The organism is Streptomyces lancefieldiae (genome assembly GCF_031845825.1).
Classification (GTDB): domain Bacteria; phylum Actinomycetota; class Actinomycetes; order Streptomycetales; family Streptomycetaceae; genus Streptomyces; species Streptomyces lancefieldiae.
In genome coordinates, this window is record NZ_JAVRFH010000027.1 from 58,250 (window position 1) to 77,227 (window position 18,978).

Here is an 18,978-nt window from a genome sequence, read left to right on the forward strand (position 1 = left end):
ATGACCGACCTCACCGAGCTGACCGCGGTACAGCTCGTCGACGGTTACCGCAAGGGCGGGTTCAGCCCCGTGGAGGTGACCCGGGCGGTCGTGGCGCGGGCCGAGCGGATCCAGCCGGAGGTGAACGCGTTCGTCCGGCTCACCGGCGAGGAGGCGCTCGAGGGTGCCCGGCGGGCGGAGGAGCGGTGGCGGCGCGGGGAGCCGTGCGGGCGGCTGGACGGGGTGCCGGTCACGGTGAAGGACATTTTGCTGACGCGTGGTCATCCGACCCTGCGGGGCTCCCGGGCCGTCTCGCCGGACGGCCCCTGGGACGAGGACGCGCCCTCCGTCGCCCGGCTGCGCGAGCACGGCGCCGTGTTCGTCGGGAAGACGACGACCCCGGAGTACGGCTGGAAGGGCGTGACCGACTCCCCGCTGAGCGGCGTCACCCGCAACCCGCACGACCCGTCGCGCACCGCCGGCGGTTCCAGCGGGGGCGCGGCGGCGGCCGTCGCGGCCGGTGCGGGGCCGCTGGCGCTCGGTACGGACGGCGGCGGCAGCGTGCGGATCCCGGCGTCCTTCTGCGGGATCTTCGGCCTGAAACCGACGTACGGCCGGGTCCCGCTCTACCCGGCGAGCGCGTTCGGCACGCTCGCGCACGTCGGTCCGATGACCCGGGACGCGGCGGACGCGGCGCTGGTGCTGGACGTCGTCGGCGTTCCGGACGCCCGGGACTGGTCGGCGCTGGGTCCCGCGCCCGGCTCGTACACGGAGGCCCTGGCCGGCGGGGTGCGGGGGCTGCGGGTGGCGTACTCGCCCTGCCTCGGCGGGCAGGTGGCGGTGCGCCCGGCGGTGGCGACGGCGGTCCGGCGGGCGGTGGAGCGGCTGGCGGAGCTGGGGGCGTACGTGACGGAGGCCGATCCCGACTTCGCGGACCCGGTGGACGCCTTCCACACGCTGTGGTTCAGCGGGGCGGCGCGGGTGGTGCAGCGTCTCGGGGCGCGCCGGCGCGAGCTCCTCGACCCGGGGCTGCGGGAGATCGCCGGGGTCGGCGCCCGGTACTCGGCGCTGGAGTACCTGGCCGCGGTGGACGTCCGGATGGAGCTGGGCCGCCGGATGGGCGGCTTCCACGAGGCGTACGACCTGCTCGTCACGCCGACGCTGCCGATCACGGCGTTCGATGCGGGCGTCGAGGCGCCGAGGGGCTCGGGGCACCGGCGGTGGACGGGGTGGACGCCGTTCACCTACCCGTTCAACCTCACCCAGCAGCCGGCGGCGACCGTACCGGTGGGGGCGGACGGGGACGGGCTGCCGATCGGGATGCAGCTCGTGGCGGCCCGGCACCGGGACGACCTGGTCCTGCGGGCCGCGCACGCGCTGTACGAGACGGGTGCCGTGCCCTCCTTCGCGGCCTAGTGCCGCGGCAGGCAACGTTTGCCCGGTAAGGAGCGGCGTCCGGTGCGTGCTCTCGGCGTGCCGGCCGGAGGCCCTCGTACTGGACGTACTCGGGCTTTCGGCCGGTGCGGCGAGAGTGCGTGCCGGGCGTCGCGACGGGGCGAACGTTGCCTGTTGCGGCACTAGGCCCGCCGGAAGCTGAGCGTCTCCCCCGCCGCCCCCGACCGCCACAGGTCGTTGCAGGCCTCGGCCATCGCGTCCAGGCCCTCGACGACCTGGCCCCAGACCGTGCCGGGCACCCAGCCGACGTCGCCGTTGAGCAGCAGGTTGTTGCGCTCGTAGAAGAGGGCGAGGTCGACGAGGGTGGTGCCCGCGCGGACCTCGTGGTCGTAGCCGTACGCCTTGGTGCCCAACTCCGCACCCGCGAAGGCGAAATAGCACAGGTCGCCCGGAATGGGCGTGACGGTCGGGTTCTCCAGGGGTGGTTCGGATGCCGCGAAGGGCGGGAAGAGGGCGTAGATCTCGTTGCGGGCGTATTTGGCGTGATACACGTCGCCGCCGAGGGGGAGCGCTTCCCAGACCGCCGCGCAGGTGGCCGGGGCCCGGTCGTCCAGCAGCCGGGCCGTGCACGTGAGGGCGCGTGTGACCAGCGAGACTTCGATGTAGCGATCAGCCATGTCCTCCATGGCAGGGGGCCGGGGCGCCGCGGTCAAGGGTGCCGTGCCGTCGTATCGGACCGAAAAAGATCGGCATAACCTTCGGGGCTTCGGGTAGCTGCGCGCCCATGGCTCCACCACACAGAACCCCTCCATGGGGCATATCCGTCCGAAGGCCCGGGAGTTCGGGGCCCACACGCCGATCGCTGCTCGCGGGGGCCGCGGCGCTCGGCGCGCTGGGGGCCGCCGGCTGCTCTCGGGTGGCCACCGCGTCCGGTGTGGAAGGCGGTGACCTGCTCGACCGCCTCAGGGCACAGGGCGTGGTCCGGCTCGGCATCGCGGGTGAGATCCCCTTCGGGTACATCGACAGGAACGGGGAGCTGACCGGCGAGGCGCCGGAGCTGGCGAAGGTCATCTTCAAGCGGCTCGGCGTGGACCGGGTGCAGCCGGTGCCGACGGAGTTCGGCTCCCTCATCCCGGGTCTGGCGTCGCAGCAGTTCGACGTCGTGGCGGCCGGGATGTACATCAACCCCGACCGCTGCGAGCAGGTCATCTTCTCCGACCCCGACTACCAGATGCTCGACTCCTTCATCGTGCGCAAGGGGAACCCCCTGGGCCTGCACGACTACCAGGACGTCGTGGAGAAGAAGGCCAGGTTCGCGACCGGCACCGGGTACGCCGAGATCCAGTACGCGGTCGAGGCCGGGTACGAGGAGGGCGACATCCTGATCGTCCCCGACCAGGTGGCCGGTCTGAACGCCGTCGAGGCCGGGCGCGTGGACGTGTTCGCGGGCACGGCGCTGACCACCCGTGAGGTGGTGAAGAAGTCCTCGAAGACCGAGGTCACGGAGGCGTTCAAGCCGCTCGTCGGCGGCGAGCCGCACGTCGACGGCGGCGGTTTCGCCTTCCGCCCGACCGAGACCAACCTGCGCGACGCGTTCAACGTCGAGCTGCGGAAGCTCAAGAAGAGCGGTGAACTGCTCCGCATCCTGAGGCCCTTCGGGTTCACCGCGGACGAGATGACCGATCTGACCGCGAAGGAGCTGTGCGGCGGATGACCTCCGGACTGTGGGAACTGGTACTCCAGGGTGTCTGGGTCACCCTCCAGCTGCTCTTCTTCAGCTCGCTGCTCGCGGCGGCCGTCTCCTTCGTGGTCGGCGTCGCGCGCACCCACCGGCTGTGGGTCGTCCGCTTCCTCGCGGGCTTCTACACCGAGGTGTTCCGCGGGACCTCCGCACTGGTGATGATCTTCTGGGTGTTCTTCGTGCTGCCACCGGCCTTCGGCTGGCAGCTGGTGCCGATGTGGGCGGGCACGCTGGCCCTCGGCCTCACCTACGGGGCGTACGGGTCCGAGATCGTGCGCGGCGCGCTCGGCGCGGTCGACCCGGCGCAGAAGGAGGGCGGCATCGCGCTCAGCTTCACGCCCTGGCAGCGGATGAAGCTGATCCTGCTGCCGCAGGCGGTGCCGGAGATGATCCCGCCCTTCTCCAACCTGCTGATCGAGCTGCTCAAGGGCACCGCCCTGGTGTCGATCATGGGCATGGGCGACCTGGCCTTCAGCGGCAACCTGGTGCGCCTCGCGCTGCAGGAGAGCGCGGAGATCTACACGTACGTCCTGCTGATCTACTTCGTGATCGCGTTCCTGCTCACGCGGGTGATGCGCGGGCTGGAGAAGAAGCTGAAGGCGGGCGTCGGGAAGACGGCACCGAAGCGGAAGTCCCTCACTCCCGAGCCGGCCGAGATCGGGGGTGTCCGATGAACTGGGACTGGAACGCGGTCTCCGACTTCATGCCGCACTTCTGGGACGGTCTGCTGGTCACCCTGCAGATCCTGGTCCTGGGATCGCTGGTCTCCTTCGTCCTCGGCCTGGTGTGGGCCCTGCTGATGCGGGTGCCGTCCCGCTGGGTGACCTGGCCCGTCGGGGTGGTCACCGAGTTCGTGCGGAACACCCCGCTGCTGGTGCAGCTCTTCTTCCTCTTCTACGTGCTGCCCGAGTGGGGTGTGACCGCCTCGGCGCTCACCACCGGTGTGCTCGCCATCGGACTGCACTACTCGACGTACACGATGCAGGTCTACCGGGCCGGCATCGAGGCGGTGCCGGCCGGTCAGTGGGAGGCCGCGACGGCGCTGAACCTGCCGCTGCGGCGGACCTGGACGGCGGTCGTCCTGCCGCAGGCGATCCGCCGTGTGGTGCCCGCCCTCGGCAACTACGTGATCTCCATGCTGAAGGACACGCCGCTGCTGATGGCGATCACCGTGCTGGAGATGCTCGGTGAGGCACGGCTGTTCTCCCAGCAGAACTTCCAGTTCACCGAGCCCCTGACGGTGATCGGCGTGGCCTTCATCGTCATCTCCTACCTGGCCTCCCTTGCCCTGCGAGCCCTGGAGCGACGCCTTGCCCACTGACACCCTCCCCCTTCCCGAGAAGAGCCCCGAGCGCAGCTCCGGCGAGCTGGTCCGCCTGGAGCAGGTCACCAAGCGGTTCGGGGACAACACCGTCCTCGACCACCTGGACTTCTCCGTCGACGCCGGCAAGCACGTCACGCTGATCGGCCCGTCCGGGTCGGGCAAGACGACGATCCTGCGGCTGCTGATGACGCTGCTCAAGCCCGACGAGGGCACGATCACCGTGGACGGGCAGAAGCTCTTCCCGGCGACCGAGAAGGAGCGCCGCGAGGTCCGCAAGCAGATCGGGATGGTGTTCCAGCAGTTCAACCTGTTCCCGAACATGAGCGTGCTGCGCAACATCACCGAGGCGCCGGTCACCGTGCTCGGCATGCCCAAGGACGAGGCGGTGGAACGGGCCAGGGGCCTGCTCGACATGGTCGGCCTGGCCGACAAGTGCGACGCCCGGCCGGCCCAGCTCTCCGGCGGCCAGCAGCAGCGGGTGGCGATCGCCCGGGCGCTGGCGATGCGGCCCAAGGTGCTCCTCCTCGACGAGGTGACCTCGGCGCTGGACCCGGAGCTGGTCGCGGGCGTCCTCGACCTGCTGCGGGACATCGCCCGCAGCACGGACATCACGATGCTGTGCGTGACCCACGAGATGAACTTCGCCCGGGACATCTCGGACCAGGTCCTGATGTTCGACTCGGGACGGGTCATCGAGGCCGGGCCGCCGGAGCAGATCTTCAGCGAGCCGGAGCACGACCGGACCCGGGAGTTCCTCAGCGCCGTGCTGTGACGCGGTGATGCCGCGTCCACGGGGCGGTACGCCCCGGTGCCCCGACGTCCGAGGTCGGGACACCGGGGCATGCCGCCCGGCATGTACCAGCGAGCCGGCGCGGCGGACGGGAGCCCCGTAATCTCCCCAACTCCCCCTCGCACCGGAGCCCTTGGCGGCTATCGTGACGAGGATCCGCTGTCCGGATCGGGGGCAGGGCCCGAGAGCCAGCGCAGGGGGAGACCACCGTGGCGCAGCACGAACCGACCGCGCCGCACCACTGCACCCAGGACGCCCTGCGCGTCCTGGAGACGGTGGCGCGGTACACCACCGGAGTCACCGACACGGAACTCGCCCGGCGGACCGGCCTCGGCCGGGAGCGACTGACCGCGCTCCTGCGCATGCTGCGCCGCGAGGGCTACGTCGAGCGGAGCGCCGACGGCACGTACGTCACCGGACAGGCCCTGGCCCGCCTGGGCTCGGCCCACGACGGTGAGCGGGCCCTGCGCGAGAGGCTCCAGCGCACCCTGGACCGCCTGCGCGACTCGGTGGGCGCCGCCGTCTACATCAGCCGGTACGTCGACGGCGAGGTCAGCGTCACCCAGTACGCCGACGGGCCGGACACCCCGAGGGTGAACGAGTGGGTGGACTTCCGTGACGCGGCGCACGCCACCGCGGTCGGCAAGAGCCTGCTGACCCAGCTGGACCACGCCGGCCGCCGCGACCATCTCGCCCGGCACAGGACGGCGCGGCTGACCTCGCGCACCATCACCAGCGACCGGATCCTGCTGTCCCGGCTGGACTCGCAGCCGCCCACCGTGCCCGTCCTCGACCTCCAGGAGTACGCGGTGGGCACGGTCTGCGCGGCCGTCCCGATCACGGCCGGTTCCGCCGTGGGCTGCCTGGCCCTGTCCCTCCCGGTCGCGCAGGCCCACCGGCTGCGGCAGGCCGCGGACGAGCTGAACCGGAACGCGGCACCGGTACTGCTGTCGCTCGCGATCCGGCCCACCGGCACCTGGTCACCAGCACCCCTCGGGACCGGGTAGTATTTTCTTCGTCGCCGACCGCGGGAAGCGGACGGCGGGAGTCATGCGCCGCTAGCTCAGTTGGTTAGAGCAGCTGACTCTTAATCAGCGGGTCCGGGGTTCGAGTCCCTGGCGGCGCACAGAAGGAGGGCCCCTCGCTCAGGCGAGGGGCCCTCCGCTCGTTTCAGAACGTCACGTCCGAGCACGCGTAGAACGCGTTGCCCGTGTCGGCGACGGTCCACACCGCGAGGACGACGTGGTGCCCGCTCAGCCCGGACGGCAGCGTGCCGCTGTGGGAGAGGGTGGCCGGCGGCTGCTTGCCGCCGTAGGGCACCGTGAAGAACGGCGTGAGGTTGAGGTCGGACCGGGACAGGTTGTGGTTCTGGTTCCAGCCCGGCTTGGTGATGTAGTACCGGAAGTCGGTCGTGGCGTGCCGGGCGGTGAACTGCCAGCGGAAGGTGTAGCTCTGCCCGCCGTTCACCTGGGTCGTCGGCCACGCCTGGCCGCCCGGCCGCTTGGGGCTGTCGAGCGCGGCGAACGACCCGTGACCGGCGGAGCAGATCTGCCCGTCGGCCGGTCCGGAGGCCGGGAAGCCCTTGGGCCCCTCGACGCTCTGCGGCTCCCACTGGATGGCGCCGCATCCGCTGACGGTGCCGTTCTGGCAGAGCTTCTGCCGGCTGACCGGCAGGTCGGTGTAGCCGTGGCCGCTGGCGCCGCCGGACGAGAGCACGAGGGCTCCGGTGGTCGCCATGCCCACCGCGGCGGCATACAACTTGGTCCTTGTGCGCATACTGCTGCTCCTGTGACGTGGGGGAGGTTCAGTGAGCCGTGCAGGTCTAGACCAAGTCTCAGATTATTGCCGCGAGTTGAACATGTCCATACCAATCGAGGAAGGGGTCAGGCCCCCGTGTCCCCACGCCCCGCGCAGAACGCCACCGTAAGGTCCTTCACCAGCACCTTGCGCTCGTAGTCGTCGAGTTCGACCAGTCCGCGCATGGTCAGCCGGGTCACCGTGTCCTCCACCGAGTCCACGACCGAGGTGAGCACGCTCGCCCGCTGCGCCGCGTCCAGCGCGGCGATCCGGCGCCGGTGCATCGCGGCGGCGACCTCGGGGGCGTACTCCACCCGGACCGGCCGCACCGAGAACACCTCCAGGCCGACCGGTGCCACGTCCGCCGCCACCAGCCGGGTGAGCGTCTCGCCGGCCACGTCCGCCGAGCCGCGCACCGTGCCGAGCGGCTCCACCGGGACCCGGGCCAGCGCCGCCTCGACGCACTCGCGCAGATACGTCTCGTGGTCCTCGATGCCCAGCGTGGCCCGCGCGGTGTCCCGCACCCGCCACACCACCAGCGTCACCACCCGCAGCGCGACCCCGTTGCCGTCGGCCGCGGGCATCGGCTCACTGCGCCAGTGCCGCAGCCGGACGTCGACCCGTCGGCGCAGCAGCAGCGGGTCGACCCACATCAGGCCGGTGCGCCGGACGGTCCCCCGGTAGCGGCCGAACAGGCCGAGGACCCAGGCCTGCCCGGTCCTGCCCCGGGCCAGCCCGCCGAAGCCGAACAGCCCCAGCGCCCCGGCGGCCAGATACGCCGCCCACTGGGCGGGCCCGAGCCCCGCACCCGCGTGCGCGGGCAGCCCCAGCGCCTCGGCCGCGAGCGGCGGAAGGATCCCCGCCCACCAGGAGGTCACCGCGCAGCCGGCCGCTCCGCAGGCCCCGGCGACCACGCCCACCACGCCGGGCAGCACCCGGGCCGGGCGCTCCGTCAGCTCCGGGTCGACCCCCGGTACCGGGCGCGGGCGCACGGCGACGGGGCGCCGCGTCCGGGGCTGCTCTCCGGTGCCCTGCCGGCGCCCGACGACCGCGGGCGGCAGCGGCACCGGCGCCGGGACGGGGTCGTCGCGGAACAGCAGGTGGACGGGGATCTCCGTGGTGGACTCGTTGTGGATGACCCGGGTGGGCCGGTGGCCGGCCTCCGACGCCGCGTCGGACTGGGGAGTGGCCGGCGGCCTGGTCTCCGGGTTCGTGGACGAGGTGGACGAGGTCGTACTCATGCGTGCTCCAGCCTCCGCGCCAGATGCGTCATGAACGGGTGGTCACCGGCGGCGGACGGTCACGAGAAGAGCCGCCGCCAGGTCTCCGGTCCCGGGTGGCCGTCCGCCGCGCCACCGCGCCAGCCCTGGGCACGCTGGAAGGCCTCGACACCCCGCCGGTCCGCCTCGCCCCAGCGCGGACCCGGTCCGGTCGTGTAGTACGTGCCGAATCCCTTCTTCACCAGCTGCCGGCCGAGCCGGGTGACGTACGGGTTGTGCGCGCCCGGCCGGAACAGCGCCCGTCCGGGGTAGCCGGCCACGCCGTGCGAGGCGGGGCCGGCCGCCGGGGCCGGACCCGGACCCGCGGCGCGCTCCAGCTCGGTGACGTGCTCGCCGCTCACGCCGGGACCGAAGGAGGACGCCCCCGGATAAGGGGAGGACGCTCCCCGGGAGGAGGGGGACGCTGCCGGGGAGGAGGTCGCGGACGGCGCCCCGGCCGCCGTGCCCGCGGTGCTCGCGGTGACCCCCTTGTAGCGGTAGGGCAGGTACTGGGCGGAGTTGCTCCAGTAGGCGTAGGGCGTGGACAGTGCGCGGGTGTGCGGCGAGGTCTGCTCGTAGGCCGTGTAGGTGGTGTGCGTCCGGTCCGTCCAGCCGCCGAAGATCACCACGTGGGAACCCGTCTGCGGGTCGGACGCGTTGTGGAAGAGCAGAATGTCGCCGGGCTCGAGTTCCTCCTTGGTGATGCGGTCCGCGAAAGCGCCGAGGCTCCCCGTCCATTCGTTGGTGGGCAGTTTCCATGCCATCGAGACATAACCCGAGCAGTCCTGCCGATAACCGTCGGACCAGTAGGCGGTCACGCTGTAGGGGACCTTCGCGGTGACCCAGGCCCTGGCCCGTTCGATGATCTCCGCACGGGTGATCGCGACCGGTTCCACCGTGGCCGGGGGCCCCACCGGCCTGCCGGTCCGGCCGTGCAGCGGGGCTCTCGGCCCCTGCGGGGTGTCACGCTCCTCACCTGCGGAAACGCCCGGCCGGGGTGGGGCGTGGGCGATGGCCGGGGCCGCTGCCGCATGGGTCGCGCCGAGGGCGGAAGCGGCGGCGGTGGCCACGATCAGGACGCGGTGGGCCGCCGGATGGGCGGGAGCGCGGCCGGCCGGGGAATACGGCAGCACGTGCCGCCAGTGCCGGCAACCGGGGCATTCGCAGTCGCTCGCGGGATCGATTTCCTCGAATACCGGAGTCTCCATGCGATTCCCCTCACACACCAGGTGGAAATGTCCGCGGCGCCGCACGTCGGCGGTGCACGTCGACGCACGGTGATCAGTTTCTCAACTGTCTTCCTCATTCGCATGTTGACGGTCCGAAGGATGAACCCGTGCGGCGCACACGGGAGAGCGGCGCCCCCCGGGACCGGTGCGGCGCCCTCCGGGGGAGTCCGGAGCACCCCGCGGGGTCGGGTAGAGTTGTGCAGGTCAGCAGGCGCCGCTAGCTCAGTTGGTTAGAGCAGCTGACTCTTAATCAGCGGGTCCGGGGTTCGAGTCCCTGGCGGCGCACAGACGACCGAAGGCCTCTCGTATCACACGAGGGGCCTTTGGTGTACCCGGACGGCGGACATCTTGCGATCACACCGGAGGCCGTAGAACCCTGGTCCGGTTGGGGGGCCGGATGCCGAGGGGGGCATCATGCAACCGGGGGCTGTCATTCCGTGTCTATATAAGCTGTGGACGCCGTGGTGACAGCTACCCGCCACCGTGGCGTCCGTGTGACGGTCGAGGGGGACCTGCGCGGGCCGGAGGAAGCTACGAAACACGCGTGATGCGCGTGTGGGGGGATGACTCATGACGTCGACGCCGACGGGCGCCGGGCAGGACCACGACCCGTCCCAGACCACCCAGCTCAGGGTGCCCGCGCATCGCAACTGGAACACCGGCTCGTTCCGCCGGATAAAGAAGACCCTGCCGAAGTACGACTACGAGCACTACAGCCGGCTCGCGGGCCCCCTCACCCAGCCGGACCCGGACAAGCCGTACAAGGTCCAGTACCGCTCGCTGATCTCGCAGGAGCCGCACCGCATACGGGTCGCGCTGATGCTGGCCGCGGCACCGCTGCTGTCGGTGGTGCTGCTGGTCTGGCTGCTCCAGCCGGAGCACTACACCGACCGCGACTACCCCGCCTTCGACTGGCTGCCCACGCTCGACATCGTGATGCTCGTCGCGATCGGCCTGATCGAGCTGTTCCGCTGCCTGAACGTGCTGTCGAACGCGCACGCCACGCTGGTCGCCCGGGACCCGGTCCCGGTGGTGCCCGAGACCGGCACCCGGGTCGCCTTCCTCACCTCCTTCGTGCCCGGCAAGGAGCCGCTGGAGATGGTGACGAAGACCCTGGAGGCGGCCGTGAAGATCCGCCACCGCGGTCTGATGCACGTCTGGCTCCTCGACGAGGGCGACGACCCGGAGGTGAAGGAGGTGTGCGCGCGCCTCGGCGTGCACCACTTCTCCCGCAAGGGCGTCGCGAAGTGGAACCGGAAGAAGGGCCCGCACCGCGCCAAGACCAAGCACGGCAACTACAACGCCTGGCTCGAGGCGCACGGCGACGACTACGACTTCTTCGCCTCCGTCGACACCGACCACGTGCCGCTGCCCAACTACCTGGAGCGGATGCTCGGCTTCTTCCGCGACCCGGACGTCGGCTTCGTCATCGGCCCGCAGGTCTACGGCAACTACGACAACCCGATCACCAAGGCCGCCGAGTCGCAGCAGTTCCTCTTCCACGCGCTGATCCAGCGCGCCGGCAACCGGTACGGCTCCCCCATGTTCGTGGGCACCTCCAACGCGGTGCGCATCAGGGCGCTGAAGCAGATCGGCGGTCTGTACGACTCGATCACCGAGGACATGGCGACCGGCTTCGAGATCCACCGCCACAAGAACCCGGCCACGGGCCGCAAGTGGCGCTCGGTCTACACCCCGGACGTACTCGCCGTCGGTGAGGGCCCCAACGCCTGGACGGACTTCTTCACCCAGCAGATGCGCTGGTCGCGAGGGACGTACGAGACGATCCTCAAGCAGTACTGGAAGGGCTGGTACTCGCTGCCGCCGAGCAAGCTCTTCAACTACACGATGATGATCATCTTCTATCCGATGTCGGCCCTGAACTGGATCCTGGCGGCGGTGAGCTGCTGCCTGTTCCTGGGCCTGGGCGCCTCGGGCGTCAACATCGACCCGGCGGTCTGGCTGATGCTCTACGGCAACGCCTCCGCGCTCCAGATCGGCCTGTACGTCTGGAACCGCCGCCACAACGTCTCGCCGCACGAGCCGGAGGGCTCCGGCGGTGTGGCCGGCATGATCATGTCCGCGCTGTCGGCGCCGCTGTACGCCAAGGCGCTCATCGACTCCGTGCTGCGCCGCAAGAGCAAGTTCGTGGTGACCCCGAAGGGCGACTCGGCCAGCCCGGACACGCTGTTCGGGACCTTCCGGTACCACTGGTACTTCATCCTGATCTTCGCCGGATCGATCACCGCGGGCTTCGCCTTCGGGCACTCCCACCCCGCCATGATCATCTGGGCGACGTTCGCGCTGCTGATCACCGCGTCGCCGATGTTCGCCTGGCGCCACGAACTGCGGAAGGCGAAGAAGCGACCGCCGGTCGCGGCGGCGGAGCCCGCACCGCGGGTCCCGCCGCAGCACGCGGCGCCCGAGCAGGCGTACGCGCCGCAGCCGTCGGCGCCCGGGCAGGCGTACGCGCCGCACGCGCCGCGTCGGCAGCCCGACTGGGCGGCCTCCTCCGACGGGGGCAACGACCAGACCATGCAGATCGCCCTTGGTGGACTTGGGGGACGTAAGGAATGAAAGACCGTGCCGGCCGCCGCCGGGCCCGTCGCTTCGCGATAGGTACGGCGGTGGTAGTCGCGCTGGCCGGGATGAACGGGCCGTGGCTCTACCGCTTCGGGACCGAGAAATACCACCAGTACAAGATCAACAAGCCGGAGTACAAGGCCGCCAACGGCAAGTGGGAGATCATCGAGTTCCCCGAGGAGTACCGGCAGAACACCATCCACGCGGCGCTGCTGCGCACCGGCAAGGTGCTGCTGGTCGCGGGGTCGGGCAACAACCAGGACAACTTCGACGCGAAGCAGTTCGACACCCGGATCTGGGACCCGGTCAAGGGGACCATCAAGAAGGTGCCGACCCCGACCGACCTGTTCTGCACCGGCCACACCCAGCTCGCCAACGGCAACCTGCTGATCGCGGGCGGCACCAAGCGGTACGAGAAGCTCAAGGGTGACGTCACCAAGGCCGGCGGCCTGATGATCGTCCACAACGAGAACCCGGACAAGCCGATCACCCTGCCGGCCGGCACCAGGTTCACCGGCAAGGAGAACGGCAAGACGTTCGTCTCCAAGGACCCGGTGCTGGTCCCCCGCGCCGAGAAGGTCTTCGACCCGGCGACCGGCGAGTTCCTGCGCAACGACCCGGGCCTCGGCCGGATCTACGTCGAGGCGCAGAAGAGCGGCGCCGAGTACGAGACCGGCACCCAGGACAACTACAGCGTCCAGGGCCTGTCGGGCGCCGACGCGCGCAACACCTACGGCATCGCGCAGAAACTCGCCCTCGACAAGAAGGACTTCCAGGGCATCCGCGACGCCTTCGAGTTCGACCCGGTCGCCGAGAAGTACATCAAGGTCGACCCGATGCACGAGGCCCGCTGGTACCCGACGCTCACCACGCTGAGCGACGGCAGGATCCTCAGCGTCTCCGGCCTCGACGACATCGGCCAGCTGGTGCCGGGCAAGAACGAGATCTACGACCCCGAGACCAAGAAGTGGACCTACACCGACAAGGTCCGCCAGTTCCCGACGTACCCCGCGCTGTTCCTGATGCAGAACGGCAAGGTCTTCTACTCGGGTGCGAACGCCGGTTACGGCCCCGACGACGTGGGCCGCGACCCGGGCATCTGGGACGTGGAGACCAACAAGTTCACCAAGGTCCCCGGCATGAGCGACCCGAACATGCTGGAGACCGCCAACACGGTGCTGCTGCCGCCGGCGCAGGACGAGAAGTACATGGTGATCGGTGGCGGCGGGGTCGGCGAGTCCAAGCTGTCCAGCGAGAAGACGCGGATCGTCGATCTGCTGGCGGACGACCCGAAGTTCGTGGACGGGCCGTCGCTGGAGAAGGGCACGCGCTACCCGCAGGCCTCGGTCCTGCCGGACGACAGCGTGCTGGTCTCCGGCGGCTCGCAGGACTACCGGGGCCGCGGCGACTCCAACATCCTCCAGGCCCGGCTGTACCACCCGGAGACCAACGAGTTCGAGCAGGTCGCCGACCCGCTGGTGGGCCGCAACTACCACTCCGGTTCGATCCTGCTGCCCGACGGGCGCCTGATGTTCTTCGGCTCGGACTCGCTCTACGCCGACAAGGCGAACACCAAGCCGGGCAAGTTCGAGCAGCGCGTCGAGATCTACACGCCGCCGTATCTCTACCGGGATTCCCGGCCGGATCTCTCCGGGGGGCCGCAGACCATCGCGCGGGGGGAGTCGGGGACGTTCACGTCTCGGGCGGCGGCCTCGGTGAAGAAGGTGCGGTTGATTCGGCCCAGCGCGTCCACGCACGTCACGGACGTGGACCAGCGGTCGATCGCACTGGACTTCACGGCGGACGGGGACAAGCTGACGGTGACGGTGCCGGAGGGCAGGAACCTGGTGCAGTCGGGGTGGTACATGCTGTTCGTCACCGACGGGGACGGGACGCCTTCCAAGGCGCAGTGGGTGAGGGTGCCGTAGCGCTCCCGCGGGTGGTGCCCATGGGTGCGGGAGCGCTGTGGCTGGTCGCGCAGTTCCCCGCGCCCCTAGGTTCCTGATCCCTGCGCCAGTTTCAAGGCGTACTCGGGCCACCATGCGCCGGCCTTCGGGCCGCCCTTGCACTCGCCGTCCGACTCCCCGGGGCGCTTGACCCACAGGTAGGCGTCCACGAGGGGGTCGGCCGTCTTCGTCGTCGGGGTTTCGCCGAGGGCGCGGCCCGGCGGGTTGCACCAGCGTTCGTCCGGGGCGCCCTCGGTGTGGGGCCCGTTGCCGTTGCGGCTGGTGTCTATGACGAAGTGCTTGCCGCCGACCTTGGCGGAGAGCTGCTTGCCGTAGGCGAGGGAGTCCTCGGTCGTGTAGAAGTTCGAGACGTTGACCGAGAAGCCGTCGGCCTGGTCGATGCCGGCCCGCTTCAGCGGCTCGAAGATCTGGTCGGGGTGGCCCCAGCCGGCGTTGCCCGCGTCCAGGTAGACCTTGGTGTTCTTCAGGGCCGTGAGCTTGGTGACCGCGCCCTTGAGGAGGTCGTAGCGCTCCTCGTGGAACTCCTGCGGGGTGCAGCCGTCCACCAGGTGGAGCACCGCGTCCGGTTCCAGGACGACCGTGGCGGCGCGGTCGCCGATGCCCTCGGCCACGCCGTCGACGAAGGCGCGGTAGGCGTCGCCGTCGGCGGCGCCGCCGCCCGAGTACTGGCCGCAGTCGCGGTGCGGGATGTTGTAGAGGACGAGCAGCGCGGTGCGTCCGGCCTTGTCGGCGGCCTCGGTGAAACCGCGGGCCTGCTCCTCGGGGTTCTCCGGGCTGATCCACTCGCCGGTCGGCTGCTCGGCGATCTTGCGGATCTCCTCGGCCTGCTCCTTCTTCCCGGACTTCTCCAGGGACGCCACCTGCCGGGCCGCGGTGCCGTCGGGATTGACCCAGAAGGGGTCGGTCTCCTTGGGCTGCTGGGTGATTCCCGCGCCCGCGTTCTTGTCGTCCTCGTCCCCGTCCCCGGACGAGGAGCAGCCCGCGAGCAGCAGCGCCGCCCCCAGCAACGCCGCGGACGTTCGCCTCGTGGACAACGCTCCGGCCGCCCTGCTGCCGTACATCCGACCCCCCTGGGTGCACCGTTCCAAGGTTCAATCGTGACATACGCCCACGACGGCCACGAGGGCTCCCGGCCTGCCCCCGCCGGCCGGAGAGGGCTCAGTCGATGCAGAACTCGTTGCCCTCGATGTCCAGCATCGGGATGCACGAGTCGTTGCCGTCGTACAGCGTTCGCACGTGTACCGCGCCGAGCGGGACCAGGCGGGCGCGTTCGGCCTCGAGCGCGGCGAGGCGCTCCTCACCCACGAGTCCGGTGCCGACCCGCACGTCGAGGTGCACCCGGTTCTTGGCGGCCTTCCCTTCGGGGACGCGCTGGAAGTACAGTCGCGGGCCCACACCCGTGGGATCGCTGCAGGCGAACCACGCGTCCCGCTCCTCGGGCGGCTGCGAGCGCCTGAACTCGTCCCAGGTGGCGAACCCCTCCGGCGGCGGCGGTACGACGTAGCCCAGCACCTCGCACCAGAAACGGGCGAGGCGCTCGGGTTCCGCGCAGTCGAAGGTGACCTGGAACTTCCTGATCGTTGACATCGGCGCACCCTACCAAGGCCCCTGGTGCGGAAGGTCAGTTGCGGGTCGGTCCTTGGGCGCCGGTTCCGGTCAGGTACGCCGAGACGACGACGTTGGCCGAGTAGCTGCGGGTGGCGGGGTCGAAGGTGCCGCCGCAGGTGATCAGGCGGAGTTCGGCGCGTCCCGTGCTGCGCGGCCCGTAGGCCTGCTGGGCGTCGAAGCCGTCGCGGGTGAGCACCTGGACGTCGTCGACGGTGAACTCGGCGACCTCGGCGTCGTCACGGACCACCCGGATCGTCCCGCCGGGCTCCAGGGTGCTGACCTTGTAAAAGACGGCGGGCCGGGTCTCGGTGTCGACGTGGCCCACCAGCAGCGCGGTCCCGGCCGCTCCCGGCGTCACGCCGTCCGCGTACCAGCCGACGGCGCCGGGCCGGTCGAAGGGCGGTGGTTCGATGGCGCCCCTGGTGTCGAGGCCGCGGGCCAGGACGGGGGCCCGGATGCCGAGTTCGGGGATGTCCAGCCGCTGCGGGGGCGCGTCGCCGAGGGGCGCGTGGGCGGGTGGCAGCGGTGTGTCGGGGGGCCGGCCGGCCGCTGCCATGTCGCCGGTGGCCGGCCCGGATATGCCCGGGCGCCCGTCGGTGCCCTCGCGGCCCCACAGCCACAGCCCGAGGAGCAGCACCACCCAGGCGATGCCGGTCACCAGGCGCCCGGAGCCGACGGGGCGCGGCTCGTCCCGTTCGGACATGGTCAGCCCGTCCTGCCGCTCCGGCTGCGGACGCCGCGCAGCGCGACGGCGACGGCGGCGATGGCCGCGAGGACCAGACCCGTCACGGTGTGCGCCGTGCCGGGAGGTGCGGGCCGGGCCTCGTCCCGGGCGTCCTGGGCGGCCAGGGGCGAGCTGCCGCCGCCGCCCGCGTCGACGGGGGCGACGGGAGAGGCGGGAGCGGCCGGGCGGCGCTGCTCGGCGACGGTGACGGTGCCGTCGCGGACGGCGTCGCCGCACGTGACCCGTACGGCGTAGGCGCCGGCCTGCGTGGTGGAGCGGATCCGGCTGGAGCCGACGAGGCCCCCGTCCTCGGCGGCCGGGGAGAGCCGAACGTCGGAGTCGAACGCCTCGGACACGGCGACGGCCGTCCTCTCTGCGCAGTCGGCCATGCGGAGCGTGACGTCGCCGCCGGGCGCCGGGGAGGACGGGGTCACCGTTACTCCGCCTCCCTCGCCGCCGTCCGCCGCGTACCCGGCCGGTGCGGCCGGTGCGAGCGCCACGGCCAGCGCGGCACCGGCACAGAAAGTGACCTTCAGCGAACTCATCGTGCACCTCCAGTTACCTGGAGGCTGCCCCGCGGGACGGGCCCCCGCATCCTGCGCGGGGCCCGACTGCTCCGAACGGGTTACGCCGGGGGACCGTGGGTTTGCGGGTCTCAGACCAGGTCGACGAGGTCCGCGATCGAGTCGACCACCTGGGACGGGCGGTACGGGAAGTCCTCGATCTGCGACGGCCGGGTCAGGCCGGTGAGCACGAGGAAGGTCTGCATCCCGGCCTCCATGCCGGCCAGCACGTCGGTGTCCATGCGGTCGCCGATCATCGCGCTGGTCTCGGAGTGGGCGCCGATCGCGTTGAGCCCGGTGCGCATCATCAGCGGGTTGGGCTTGCCGGCGAAGTACGGCTTCTTGCCGGTCGCCTTGGTGATCAGCGCGGCCACCGCGCCGGTCGCCGGGAGCGGCCCCTCGGTGGAGGGGCCGGTCTCGTCGGGGTTGGTGCAGATGAACCGGGCGCCTGCGTTGATCAGCCGTACGGCCTTCGTCATGGCCTCGAAGGAGTACGTACGGGTCTCACCGAGGACCACGTAGTCGGGCTCGTGGTCGGTGAGGATGTAGCCGATGTCGTGGAGGGCCGTGGTCAGTCCGGCCTCGCCGATGACGTACGCCGAGCCGGCGGGCCGCTGGTCGTCCAGGAACTTGGCGGTGGCCAGCGCCGAGGTCCAGATGGAGTCGATCGGCACCTCCAGGCCCATGCGGCGCAGCCGGGCGTGCAGGTCGCGCGGGGTGTAGATCGAGTTGTTGGTGAGGACCAGGAAGGGCTTGCCGGACTCGCGGAGCCTCTTGATGAAGGCGTCGGCGCCGGGGATCGGCACGCCCTCGTGGATGAGGACCCCGTCCATGTCGGTGAGCCACGACTCGATGGGCTTGCGGTCTGCCATGTGCGGGTCTCCTGCCTGCGCGGTCCTGCGTGCGCCCCAGCCTAGACAGAGCAGGATCTTGTGGGAACGGCCGTCTCAGCTTCCGGTGGCCTCCTTCCAGGCGTCCACGTACGAGGTGAGGTTCTTCTCGATGTCGTCCCAGTCGGGCTCGAAGACCTCGACGCCGTCCATCAGCCTGGTGAGCGCGATGGCGTTGGCGTCGGTGGCCTTGACGTCCTGGCGGGCCGCGAAGCCGCCGCCGATCTCGCTGACCTGCGCTTGCGCCTTCTGACCGAGCATGTAGTCGAGGAGCTTCTTCCCGTTCTCGCCGTGCGGGGCCTTGGTGACCAGGCCGGCCGCGTAGGGCAGGGCGAAGGTGGTGGGCCTTCCGCCCTCGCGGGCCGGGAACCAGATGCCGAGGTTGGGCATGGACCTGGACTGGGCGTGGTTCATCTGGACGTCGCCGTTGGCGACGAGGAGTTCGCCCTTGTCGACCTTGGGGGCGAGCTTGCCGGTGGAGGCGGACGGGCCGACGTTGTTCTTCTGGAGCCTGCCGAGGTACTCCATGGCCTGCTTCTCGCCGCCGAAGTCGTGCATGGCCTTGATGAGGACGGCGGTGCCGTCGCCGGCGACGCCGGGAGTGGAGTACTGGAGCTTGTTCCGGTACTTCCCGTCGAGCAGTTCCTCCCAGGTGGCGGGGGCCTGCTTCAGCTCCTTGGTGTTGTGGATGAACCCGAAGTAGTTGTTGACGACGGCGGTCCAGGTGCCGTCCGCGGCCTTGTCGGCGCCGCCGACCTGGTCGGCGCCCGTGGGGGCGTACTTCTGCAGCAGGCCCTTGGTGTCGGCCTGCTGGATGAACGGCGGGAGGGTGACGAGCACGTCGGCCTGCGGGTTGCGCTTCTCGCGGACGGCGCGCTGCACCATCTCCCCGGAGCCGCCCTCGACGTACTCGACCTTGATGCCGGTCTCGTCCTCGAAGTCCTTGAAGACCCGGTCGTACCAGCCGTCGCCGCTCTCGCCCTTGAGGCCGTCGGCGCTGTAGACGGTGACGACGTTCTCGTCGGAGGCGGCGGAGTTGCCGCCGCAGGCGGTCAGGGGGAGGGCGAGGACGCAGAGGGCGGCGAGCGGCTTGGCGGCGTTCCTGGGCATGGCGAGGTGAACTCCTTGC

Annotated in this window: 18 protein-coding genes and 2 tRNA genes; 10 read left to right on the plus strand and 10 right to left on the minus strand. The window is 70.8% G+C overall.

The features are described 5' to 3' along the window. Positions 1-1,395 (plus strand): amidase, encoded by a 1,395-nt coding sequence (locus tag RM812_RS24450; protein WP_311575551.1) that lies wholly within the window; start codon positions 1-3, stop codon positions 1,393-1,395. Between the two features lie 161 nt (positions 1,396-1,556). On the opposite strand, the gene RM812_RS24455 is transcribed toward RM812_RS24450, so the two are convergent. After that, complete coding sequence (locus RM812_RS24455) at positions 1,557-2,051, minus strand: DUF3830 family protein (RefSeq protein WP_311575553.1); 495 nt, start codon at positions 2,049-2,051, stop codon at positions 1,557-1,559. A gap of 107 nt (positions 2,052-2,158) precedes the next feature. Between RM812_RS24455 and ehuB the strand changes: the two genes are divergently transcribed. The 6 genes from ehuB to RM812_RS24485 all read left to right on the plus strand — a co-directional run bounded on the left by ehuB (position 2,159) and on the right by RM812_RS24485 (position 6,355). After that, entirely contained in the window at positions 2,159-3,088 is a 930-nt protein-coding gene (gene ehuB, locus RM812_RS24460) for an ectoine/hydroxyectoine ABC transporter substrate-binding protein EhuB (protein WP_311575556.1), read from the plus strand. Continuing rightward, the gene (gene ehuC, locus RM812_RS24465; RefSeq protein ID WP_311575559.1) at positions 3,085-3,789 is read left to right on the plus strand and encodes an ectoine/hydroxyectoine ABC transporter permease subunit EhuC; all 705 of its coding nucleotides are present in this window, start codon (positions 3,085-3,087) and stop codon (positions 3,787-3,789) included. The genes ehuB and ehuC overlap by 4 nt, the downstream gene beginning before the upstream one ends. Continuing rightward, on the plus strand, positions 3,786-4,436 hold the full coding sequence (gene ehuD / locus RM812_RS24470) for an ectoine/hydroxyectoine ABC transporter permease subunit EhuD (RefSeq protein WP_311575561.1): 651 nt from the start codon (positions 3,786-3,788) through the stop codon (positions 4,434-4,436). The genes ehuC and ehuD overlap by 4 nt, the downstream gene beginning before the upstream one ends. After that, entirely contained in the window at positions 4,426-5,211 is a 786-nt protein-coding gene (gene ehuA / locus RM812_RS24475) for an ectoine/hydroxyectoine ABC transporter ATP-binding protein EhuA (RefSeq protein WP_311575564.1), read from the plus strand. Before ehuD ends, ehuA begins: the two co-directional genes overlap by 11 nt. Before the next feature lie 227 nt (positions 5,212-5,438). Then, complete coding sequence (locus tag RM812_RS24480; RefSeq protein WP_311575567.1) at positions 5,439-6,236, plus strand: IclR family transcriptional regulator; 798 nt, start codon at positions 5,439-5,441, stop codon at positions 6,234-6,236. A gap of 45 nt (positions 6,237-6,281) precedes the next feature. Then, positions 6,282-6,355, plus strand: a tRNA-Lys gene (locus tag RM812_RS24485). Positions 6,356-6,399: 44 nt separating this feature from the next. Here the strand turns inward: RM812_RS24485 and RM812_RS24490 are convergent. The 3 genes from RM812_RS24490 to RM812_RS24500 form a co-directional block, all read right to left on the minus strand. Next, complete coding sequence (locus RM812_RS24490) at positions 6,400-7,005, minus strand: lytic polysaccharide monooxygenase auxiliary activity family 9 protein (protein WP_311575570.1); 606 nt, start codon at positions 7,003-7,005, stop codon at positions 6,400-6,402. 107 nt (positions 7,006-7,112) lie between these two features. Next, complete coding sequence (locus RM812_RS24495) at positions 7,113-8,267, minus strand: SPFH domain-containing protein (RefSeq protein ID WP_311575572.1); 1,155 nt, start codon at positions 8,265-8,267, stop codon at positions 7,113-7,115. 59 nt (positions 8,268-8,326) lie between these two features. Further along, the gene (locus RM812_RS24500; protein WP_311575574.1) at positions 8,327-9,493 is read right to left on the minus strand and encodes a peptidoglycan-binding protein; all 1,167 of its coding nucleotides are present in this window, start codon (positions 9,491-9,493) and stop codon (positions 8,327-8,329) included. A 232-nt stretch (positions 9,494-9,725) separates the two neighbouring features. Between RM812_RS24500 and RM812_RS24505 the strand changes: the two genes are divergently transcribed. The 3 genes from RM812_RS24505 to RM812_RS24515 all read left to right on the plus strand — a co-directional run bounded on the left by RM812_RS24505 (position 9,726) and on the right by RM812_RS24515 (position 14,025). After that, positions 9,726-9,799 (plus strand) — tRNA-Lys (locus RM812_RS24505). Positions 9,800-10,084: 285 nt separating this feature from the next. Next, positions 10,085-12,091 carry a glycosyltransferase family 2 protein gene (locus RM812_RS24510; RefSeq protein ID WP_311575577.1) on the plus strand — a complete coding sequence of 669 codons (2,007 nt, stop codon included), beginning with the start codon at positions 10,085-10,087 and terminating at the stop codon, positions 12,089-12,091. After that, the gene (locus RM812_RS24515; protein ID WP_311575580.1) at positions 12,088-14,025 is read left to right on the plus strand and encodes a radical copper oxidase GlxA; all 1,938 of its coding nucleotides are present in this window, start codon (positions 12,088-12,090) and stop codon (positions 14,023-14,025) included. Before RM812_RS24510 ends, RM812_RS24515 begins: the two co-directional genes overlap by 4 nt. Positions 14,026-14,090: 65 nt before the next feature. Here the strand turns inward: RM812_RS24515 and RM812_RS24520 are convergent, their stop codons facing one another. The 6 genes from RM812_RS24520 to RM812_RS24545 form a co-directional block, all read right to left on the minus strand. Next, a complete protein-coding gene (locus RM812_RS24520) occupies positions 14,091-15,125 on the minus strand; it encodes a glycoside hydrolase family 6 protein (protein WP_311575584.1) in 1,035 nt (344 codons plus the stop codon). 97 nt (positions 15,126-15,222) lie between these two features. Then, positions 15,223-15,651, minus strand: coding sequence for a VOC family protein (locus RM812_RS24525; RefSeq protein WP_311575587.1), 429 nt, complete (start codon positions 15,649-15,651; stop codon positions 15,223-15,225). A 34-nt stretch (positions 15,652-15,685) separates the two neighbouring features. Further along, on the minus strand, positions 15,686-16,375 hold the full coding sequence (locus tag RM812_RS24530) for a class F sortase (protein WP_311575590.1): 690 nt from the start codon (positions 16,373-16,375) through the stop codon (positions 15,686-15,688). 2 nt (positions 16,376-16,377) lie between these two features. Continuing rightward, a complete protein-coding gene (locus tag RM812_RS24535) occupies positions 16,378-16,941 on the minus strand; it encodes a hypothetical protein (protein WP_311575593.1) in 564 nt (187 codons plus the stop codon). Between the two features lie 110 nt (positions 16,942-17,051). Then, complete coding sequence (locus RM812_RS24540; protein ID WP_311575597.1) at positions 17,052-17,831, minus strand: HAD-IIA family hydrolase; 780 nt, start codon at positions 17,829-17,831, stop codon at positions 17,052-17,054. 75 nt (positions 17,832-17,906) lie between these two features. Beyond that, positions 17,907-18,959 (minus strand): 2-aminoethylphosphonate ABC transporter substrate-binding protein, encoded by a 1,053-nt coding sequence (locus RM812_RS24545; RefSeq protein ID WP_311575600.1) that lies wholly within the window; start codon positions 18,957-18,959, stop codon positions 17,907-17,909. Positions 18,960-18,978 lie beyond the last annotated feature (19 nt).